At 43.4% G+C, this 7766-nt stretch carries 11 protein-coding genes and 1 pseudogene; 2 read left to right on the top strand and 10 right to left on the bottom strand.

The features are described 5' to 3' along the window. Together F6K20_RS15945 and F6K20_RS15940 are read right to left on the bottom strand one after the other, a co-directional pair. Window positions 1-687, bottom strand: a pseudogene (locus F6K20_RS15945) (hypothetical protein); the annotation flags it as partial. Between the two features lie 205 nt (window positions 688-892). Continuing rightward, window positions 893-2962 carry a prolyl oligopeptidase family serine peptidase gene (locus F6K20_RS15940; RefSeq protein WP_287267031.1) on the bottom strand — a complete coding sequence of 690 codons (2070 nt, stop codon included), beginning with the start codon at window positions 2960-2962 and terminating at the stop codon, window positions 893-895. Between the two features lie 401 nt (window positions 2963-3363). Between F6K20_RS15940 and F6K20_RS15935 the strand changes: the two genes are divergently transcribed. Next, on the top strand, window positions 3364-3969 hold the full coding sequence (locus F6K20_RS15935; RefSeq protein ID WP_008178184.1) for a Uma2 family endonuclease: 606 nt from the start codon (window positions 3364-3366) through the stop codon (window positions 3967-3969). Window positions 3970-4001: 32 nt separating this feature from the next. Here F6K20_RS15935 and F6K20_RS15930 read toward each other — a convergent pair whose 3' ends face one another. The 8 genes from F6K20_RS15930 to F6K20_RS15895 all read right to left on the bottom strand — a co-directional run bounded on the left by F6K20_RS15930 (window position 4002) and on the right by F6K20_RS15895 (window position 7097). Beyond that, window positions 4002-4283: a type II toxin-antitoxin system HicB family antitoxin gene (locus tag F6K20_RS15930; RefSeq protein WP_131826942.1), complete on the bottom strand. Its 282-nt coding sequence runs from the start codon at window positions 4281-4283 to the stop codon at window positions 4002-4004. Window positions 4284-4412: 129 nt separating this feature from the next. Then, complete coding sequence (locus F6K20_RS15925; protein WP_008178183.1) at window positions 4413-4724, bottom strand: PIN domain-containing protein; 312 nt, start codon at window positions 4722-4724, stop codon at window positions 4413-4415. Next, the gene (locus tag F6K20_RS15920; protein ID WP_008178181.1) at window positions 4714-4950 is read right to left on the bottom strand and encodes a hypothetical protein; all 237 of its coding nucleotides are present in this window, start codon (window positions 4948-4950) and stop codon (window positions 4714-4716) included. Before F6K20_RS15920 ends, F6K20_RS15925 begins: the two co-directional genes overlap by 11 nt. Before the next feature lie 238 nt (window positions 4951-5188). Then, on the bottom strand, window positions 5189-5539 hold the full coding sequence (locus tag F6K20_RS15915) for a type II toxin-antitoxin system RelE/ParE family toxin (RefSeq protein WP_008178180.1): 351 nt from the start codon (window positions 5537-5539) through the stop codon (window positions 5189-5191). Beyond that, window positions 5523-5810: a type II toxin-antitoxin system Phd/YefM family antitoxin gene (locus F6K20_RS15910; protein WP_008178178.1), complete on the bottom strand. Its 288-nt coding sequence runs from the start codon at window positions 5808-5810 to the stop codon at window positions 5523-5525. Before F6K20_RS15910 ends, F6K20_RS15915 begins: the two co-directional genes overlap by 17 nt. Before the next feature lie 107 nt (window positions 5811-5917). Beyond that, window positions 5918-6256, bottom strand: a complete 339-nt coding sequence (locus F6K20_RS15905; RefSeq protein ID WP_008178177.1) for a XisI protein — start codon at window positions 6254-6256, stop codon at window positions 5918-5920. 189 nt (window positions 6257-6445) lie between these two features. Beyond that, a complete protein-coding gene (locus F6K20_RS15900) occupies window positions 6446-6748 on the bottom strand; it encodes a helix-turn-helix domain-containing protein (protein ID WP_008178176.1) in 303 nt (100 codons plus the stop codon). Continuing rightward, entirely contained in the window at window positions 6741-7097 is a 357-nt protein-coding gene (locus F6K20_RS15895) for a type II toxin-antitoxin system RelE/ParE family toxin (protein ID WP_008178175.1), read from the bottom strand. The genes F6K20_RS15900 and F6K20_RS15895 overlap by 8 nt, the downstream gene beginning before the upstream one ends. 448 nt (window positions 7098-7545) lie before the next feature. On the opposite strand from F6K20_RS15895, the gene F6K20_RS15890 reads away from it, so the two are divergent. Further along, window positions 7546-7743 (top strand): hypothetical protein, encoded by a 198-nt coding sequence (locus F6K20_RS15890; RefSeq protein ID WP_287267029.1) that lies wholly within the window; start codon window positions 7546-7548, stop codon window positions 7741-7743. Window positions 7744-7766: the final 23 nt, after the last annotated feature.

Here is a 7766-nt window from a genome sequence, read left to right as displayed (position 1 = left end):
AGATATGGCTTTAGACTGACGCTTGTATACCCCGGCAGCTCGTGCCATGGATTCGTCAAACCATGTCGCCAGTTCTTCCTGGAGTTTTTTTAGGTCTTTGTTCCGGTCAGAGTATTCAAATTTCGCTTTATCAATCAGGGTTAAAAGAGTTATCTTTAAGTCTTCAGGAAGTAAATTTTTGATCTTATCTTCTTCAAGGGCTGTTTTAAAATTGTCCAGAGTAATCTCGGCATTATTTTTGAAGGTTGATGCCTGCTGAACAATGATCATGATTAAAGCGGTGGCAAAGGTATCTGATGGAATATAGGAAGGTCCACTAACCGTTGAGTTAGAGTTTGACTTTAATTCATTTTTGTTATCTAGGTCTTTGGCTTCGTGATTAACTGATTTAAGCAACGGATTTTGATAGAGTTTCTTTAAAAGCCGTTTGGTCTTTTTTAAATTGTTAATCTGATCAACGGTTACGTTAACTGATTCTCCATCTGACTCATCGACCACATCTTTCAGGGTTATATTTCGTAACTGAATCCCACCATTAATTAAATTTTCGATAGCCCTCTGTAAGTGTTTAGCTCGCCATTGTAAAACGCTAGCGAGATATTCTTGGATTTCAGAGGCTAACAGACTGGTGATCAGGTAGACAAAAAATAAGCCAAGGGCAACGTTTAAAATAGCAGATAAGTCCATGAGTAACCAGCAGTCTTGTCAAAAAGAGCAGCAAAGGGAACAGGAACCCACCCCTAACCCCTCCCAGGAGGGGAACAGGGAGTAGGGAGTAGGGAACAGGGGAAAAAAATTATCACAATTCCTACACTGATCGCTATATCTTATCGTGAACTGTGTCCTAAATCCTAGCCTGAAAATCCTAGGCAAGTTATGGTCTGTTTACTCTTTAAACCTCTACCTCTAGCCTTCTGACTAAGAACGCCCACTTATCAGCAATCTCCTCAATTATCTTACTGGTGGGCTTGCCTGCACCATGCCCTGCTTTGGTCTCAATCCGAATTAACACTGGTTGTTCCCCTTCATGGGCCTCCTGCAAGGCTGCGGCAAATTTGAAACTATGGGCAGGGACAACCCGGTCATCATGGTCAGCGGTGGTAATCAGGGTAGGGGGATAAGCGGTTCCTGGTTTGAGATTGTGTAATGGGGAATAGGCGTAAAGGGCTTTAAATTCTTCTGGGTTATCTGGGGAACCGTAGTCGGAACACCAGGCCCAACCAATAGTAAACTTATGGAAGCGCAACATATCCAGTACTCCCACTGCTGGTAGGGCTGCACCGAATAAGTCTGGACGCTGAGTCATGCAAGCACCGACCAATAATCCCCCATTGCTACCGCCTGCGATCGCAAGTTTTTGTGGTGAGGTGTACTGAGCACCAATTAGCCACTCCGCCGCTGCTATGAAATCATCAAATACATTTTGCTTGTTGAGTTTTGTCCCAGATTGGTGCCAATCTTCCCCATACTCACCGCCACCACGGAGATTGGCAACAGCATAAACACCTCCCATTTCCATCCATACCAGATTGCTAATGGAGAAATTGGGGGTTATGGAGATATTAAAGCCGCCGTAGCCATAGAGGTAAGTGGGGTTGTTGCTATCTAACTGCAATCCCTTCTTGTGGGTGATAAACATAGGCACTTGGGTGCCATCTTTGCTAGGGTAGAAAACTTGTTTGGTCTCGTAGTCATCGGGATTAAAGTCTACCTGGGGCTGCCGGAAAATGGTACTTTCCCCACTTACCATGTCGTAGCGATAGATGGTTGCAGGGGTGGTGAAGCTGGTATAGCTGTAGAAGGTTTCAGTATCATAACGTAACCCATTGAAACCACCAACCGAACCAATACCAGGTAATTCCACTTCCCGCACAAAGGAACCATCTAGGTCAAAAATTTTGATGGAGGAGTGAGCATCTTTGAGGTAATCCGCCACAAATTGGTTGTTGAGTAAGCTTACACCTTCTAGGGTTTCATCGGCTTGGGGAATTACTTCTTGCCACTGTGCCTGATCAGGATGATTAGTATCTATGGCAATGACTCGACTGCGAGGGGCATCTAAGTCTGTGCGGAACCAAAATACTGATTGATCATTGCCGATGAAGCTATAGCTGGCATCAAATTCGTTAATGAGTTCCACAACCGGGGAATCTGGGTCTTGCAAATTTTTATAAAACACCAGATTCTTTGGGTCAGTACCGAGGAAGACTGTAATGATCAGATAATTACCATCTTCAGTGACTTGACCACTGAAACCCCATTCTTTCTGGTCAGGGCGCTCATAAATCAGACTATCCTCTGACTGGGGTGTTCCCAGCTTATGGTAATAGAGCTTTTGATAATAATTGAGGTCTTCTAACTTAGTGGCTTCATTGGGTTCATCGAAGCGGCTATAGAAGAAACCTTGATTGTCGTCAGTCCAAGATGCCCCAGAAAACTTCACCCACTTAATCTGATCCGAGAGGTCAAGACCGGTTTCCACCTCCCGCACTTGCCACTCTTGCCAGTCAGAACCAGACCTAGACAGACCATAGGCCAGCAGCTTGCCATCTTTACTAAAGGCTAAACCTGATAGGGCAACGGTACCATCTTCTGAAAGGGTGTTGGGGTCAAGTAATAGGGTTGGTTCAGCATCGAGGGAGGTCAAGGTGTAGAGAACACTTTGGTTCTGGAGACCATCGTTTTTGAAATAAAAGTAGCGATCGCCTTTTTTAAAGGGAGTGCTATATTTCTCGTAATTCCATAGCTTGGTGATGCGCTGCTTAAGTGTTTCCCGTGTTGGTATTTCGCTGAGATAACCAAAGGTGACTTGATTCTGTGCTTCTACCCAAGCCTTTGTTTCCTCTGAATCTGGGTCTTCTAGCCAGCGGTAAGGGTCAGCAACTAGAGTACCGTGGTAATCATCGACTTGGTCGGCTTTGCGGCTTTTGGGATAGTTCAGGGGTTGACTGGTAGATGGCATAGTGGCAGATGGGAAAGCAGCGTTTCTAGTTTAACGTTTCTATTCTTTGGGTCGAGGTTGGATGACATGGGCAGCTATGGAGCTGATCGCGAATTGATCTAAACTCTTGGTAAGCATTCAGCCGTCAGCCGTCAGCCTTCAGCCTTCAGCTTTTAGCTCACACTACTTGAGGTGCTGACGTAACTCAGCATTATTCCAATGCTTACCTGTTCTATTCAAAAGCTTTTCGCGTAGCGTGCGCGTAGCGCATTAGCTGATACGCAACACGCTGATAGGTTAATACTTACAATCAATTATTGGCATCGACAATGGGCTAATGCCGAGGTAAAGCAATAAGCTCTAAAATAGAATCACTGTGTGCTTGCGGTAGGGTTGCGGAAGGCAAATCGCGCCTGATAATTATGACTGGATCGATCACACCACAACTAGCAACGCCCTTAGAGCTCAAGACTCGTCCGGCTTTTGATATGAGTGATGAGGAATTCTTTGCTTTTTGTCAGCTCAATCGGGAGTTACGAATCGAACGGGAGCAAGATGGAAGGCTGATTATTATGACTCCTACAGGAGGGGAAACTGGCAGTCGCAATTTTGATTTGATTGTTCAGTTTGGCATTTGGGTATGCCAAGATGGTACAGGGAAAGGTTTTGATTCTTCTACTGGCTTTATACTTCCCAATGGAGCAAATCGTTCTCCTGATGTTGCTTGGGTCAAGCTTGAGAGGTGGGAATCCCTAACTAAAGAACAACGAAAGAAGTTTGTACCCCTATGCCCTGATTTTGTGATTGAGCTACGTTCTGGGAGTGATCGCCTGCAAAACTTGCAAGACAAAATGGCAGAGTATAGGTCAAATGGGACTTTGCTCGGTTGGCTGATTGACCCAGATCAGCGCCAAGTTTATGTATATCGTCTTGGGGCGGAAGTTGAACAGCTGGATAATCCAGCGACGGTGAGTGGTGAGCCAGTTTTACCTGGGTTTGTGCTCCAGATGGATCAGATCTGGGATTGAGGAGTAAGCCTTCAGCTATCAGCTATCAGCTATCAGCGCTTTTGTATCTGGGTTCTAAACACACTTATTGACGAAAAAGGCAAGAGGCAAGAGGATAACGATATAACGAAGTGAAGGGAATCTTCTACATTTTCTTCAAATTTAAAACAAAGGGTGTTCGCGTAGCGTGGCCTACGGCCTATTGCTTCTCGAATACGCTCCATCAATTCATCTAAAGATTTTGCTTGGGTATGACACCCTTTAAGACTGGGAACAGAAGCTACAAAGTAGCCATCAGCATCGCGCTCGATAATTACATTAAATTCTCGACTCATTATAGTCTAAATCTTGAGCAAACAAGCGCTTAACCCATGCTAATCATGACTATAGGGCGATCGCTACCAATTAATTACTCTTAAAACCGTTACCTTGGCAAATTCTTGATCAGCTGTCACCAAACTGGCCTAATTTTGTATAGCCATCGCTGCAATTATAGCATCGGGCAATTTCAACCTATATTGCTGGCGAATTTCGATAATTTTCTCAATCAACCCAGTGTCAATCGACACTAAACCGATCACCTCTACTCGCTGAAGAAACTGTTTAAAAAGTTGGCGGTCGCTTTCGGCTAGCCCAGAAAAAGCCAGAAACTCAATTTGGCTAATGACTGAAATCCAGATCCAGTCAGCATTTTGTAATAATTGAATTACTTTAGCATTTCCTTGCAGTAGAGCCACAATTGCATTTGTATCTAGGAAATAGCGATTACCACTCATCCCTTAGATTCCTTTGCATTGCTACCGCATCTCCCCCAAAGGTTAATCGCCCCACCAAATCTGAAAAATCATAGTTTAATTCCTGCTTATCAACTGATGAAACTGGATCTAAAACAAGGACAACGTTAACCTCAACTGCCCTTAACTGGGTTGGAATATTAAGATTCAAACAACCCGATTCATCAGTCTTAGTGGTCAGTTTTAGAACTTCCATTGGCAGTAGCATTAGTGGACCTTACCTTAGCTTATCTTAGCGCGATTGCTGGTCTATTAGCATAGTGCGTTCGCGTAGCGTGACCGTAGGTCAATCGCTTTTAGCAGCTCTTTTGGAGCATCGCAAATCCCTCGCCCTTTCCGCTAATCGCCGATCTTTTATAGTGCGTTACTTCAGAAATTTCGACCTTGGTAGTTGCTCGGATCTCGAACCCAGCACTCACTCTATTCAATAGCTTAATAAAAGTGCTTTAGATTTCTGGATCATCACCTAAAAGTTGATCTATACTTTCGATCCTTTGTTGAGAACCACGGCGAACACGATGAATGCGGACAATTCCTTCCTGTTCTTCGACTGCTTCACTCACCGTGAATAAAATATAGAATTGCTTTTTATAGAGAAGTTGGCGCACCTCAATACCCATATACTTACTTTCGAGGGCTAGTGAGCAACGCCTCGGAAAGTTTTCCAGGGTCAACATCACTTCATAACATCCTCTTACCCAGCGATAAGCTCGTTCTGCTGAATCCTCCTTTATCCAAATAAAAATACTTTCAATATCTGCCACTGCAGTAGGAGAGATTTCAATCTGGTAGGCCATATTTTTCCTGGAGCTGCTGAAATGCTTCCTTTAACGGAATACCTTGTCCTTGCTCAAACTCCTCAATACTCTTTCTGATGCCTGCAATAGACTCAAGCAATTCCATCCGATCGAGAAGTTGCTGATAGCTTTCAGCATCTTGAACAACTGCAGCAGCTTTGCCATTAACAGTCAGAACCATTGGTGCTTTAGTTTCTTTGAGCCTTGCGATAAAGGCTTTAGCGCCCCGTTGGAATTCTGAGAGTGGATGGATGTCACTCAGACTAAACATGATAGTTTTAATAAATTATTTGATAATTTAATGTTAATAGCTTGAAACTGTTTTGTCTAATGCGAACGCGCCCCGCGTGACCTACGGTCAATCGCGCCCCCCGTGACCTATGCGATTGCAAATTCAGTATATTGTCTCAGATGGGGTGGATGAAATCCTAAAACAATCTCCTCTCGTGGTATCCCTTTCTGTAACAAATCTGTCGCCACCCCATCCTCAGTCCAATCTTCCTCAATCCAAATCTTGTCATCCTTCAAACGGATATGAATCATAACACTCTTAATCCGTTCATCTTTCCACCAACCCATCAGCAGCAAAAGATACTGATCCTGTACCTCATCAAACCCTAAAGCACTTTCAGTGGTAGAACCAGATTTTTGATTGATATGATGATAGTCTCTTAAAACTTCCTGGACAATTTCCCGATAATGCTTTAATCTATCCATTGCTCAATTACCTTACTGTAAGCATTAAGCCGTCAGCCGTCAGCCTTTAGCTGAAAGCTGATGTCTGATAGCTGTTCGCGAAGCGTGCGCGTAGCGCTTAAGCTGATGTCTGAAAGCTGAAAGCTGAAAGCTGAAAGCTGAAAGCTGAAAGCTGAAAGCTGAAAGCTGATAGCTGATAGCTTACAACTATCAAACTTTCGGGAAGACTTCTACCTTCACTTCCATCCCTATTTTTCCTAGCAAATTAATCAACTTATCCACACTGAATCGACTAATTTCACCATTCATTAAATTACTAATCCTCGGTTGGGTTTCTCCCAAAAACTCTGCTGCTTCATTTTGAGTCCATCCCCGCTCCTGAATATAGGAACGCAAATCTAAGATCAGATCCGCTCTTACCTTGAGATTCATTGCTTCTTCTGCCTCAAATCCCAAATCTTTAAATACATTGTCGTCCCCTAACACGACATTGACGGTTTTTTCATCAGTCATTTTTATGTTTATCCTTTTGTTCCTTTCTAAACTGAACCATCTCCTGATAACGCTTCTGTCCTAGTTGAATATCTCCTTTGGAGGTCTTCTGTGTTTTTTTATGGAAAACATGAAGCACATAAATTGCCTCTTCAAATCTAGCGACATATAAAATCCGATAGGCTTCTCCGGTCCAAATGCGAATCTCTTCAACTCCCTTGCCAATTGTGGGCATCGGCTTATAATCTGTAGGTTTTTGACCCCTTTGGATAGCTCTCAATTGAAAACCAGCCTTCCGCCGTGCTTCCAAGGGAAGATCCGATAATTCTTCTCTAGAAGAGCCAACCCAGTAAATTACTTTATCTGTCATTACCTTACCTCACCAAACAGTATACCTTATTTGGCATAAAAAGATAACACCAGAAGAAAGTGCGTTCGCTTTTAGCGGCTCTTTTGGAGCATCGCTTTTTCGGAATGGAGGGGAATTAGCGATCGCGAATTGGTATGATTTCTATCCCAATTACAGATTTATGCTGATCGGTAAGAGTCCTTTAAAATGCTGGTCAATCGATCAAATCGAGTATTGATTATCTTAGTGCGATCGCAAAGCCCTAGCCCTTAATGAAACGGGCAAGATGCCCATTCCACGCCTGATGCCCATTCCACAGCTGCGACAATCACGCGAATTAAATTCTTAATGGGTCAAGCGCACCTAAAAACTCTTCAAATCATTCCATTATTAAGCAATGCCGTAAATGGGCGTTACTGAACCAAGGAATAGTATACTAAGAAAGACTAGGATAAAGATAAATATAAAAATGACAACTGGTTTAACCAACCCTAGTCTTATGAATCAAACCTTCACTACCCAACACCTTTCCCCAGAAGCGATCGCTCAGCTTGTCAAGTATTTGCCTGACTACATCAAAGTTGCACTCAATGAAAAGTCTAGTGAATTGGAATGTTCCCTCGAAGCTACCATTGAAATGGCAATTTCCAACTTCCTAGACGAATAAGCATTGAGCTTTGAGGATTGAGA

The sequence above is a fragment of the Moorena sp. SIO2C4 genome, assembly GCF_010672485.1.
GTDB lineage: Bacteria > Cyanobacteriota > Cyanobacteriia > Cyanobacteriales > Coleofasciculaceae > Moorena > Moorena producens.
The sequence above is the reverse complement of the archived record's forward strand: the minus strand, read 5'-3'. Positions and strand labels throughout refer to the sequence as shown.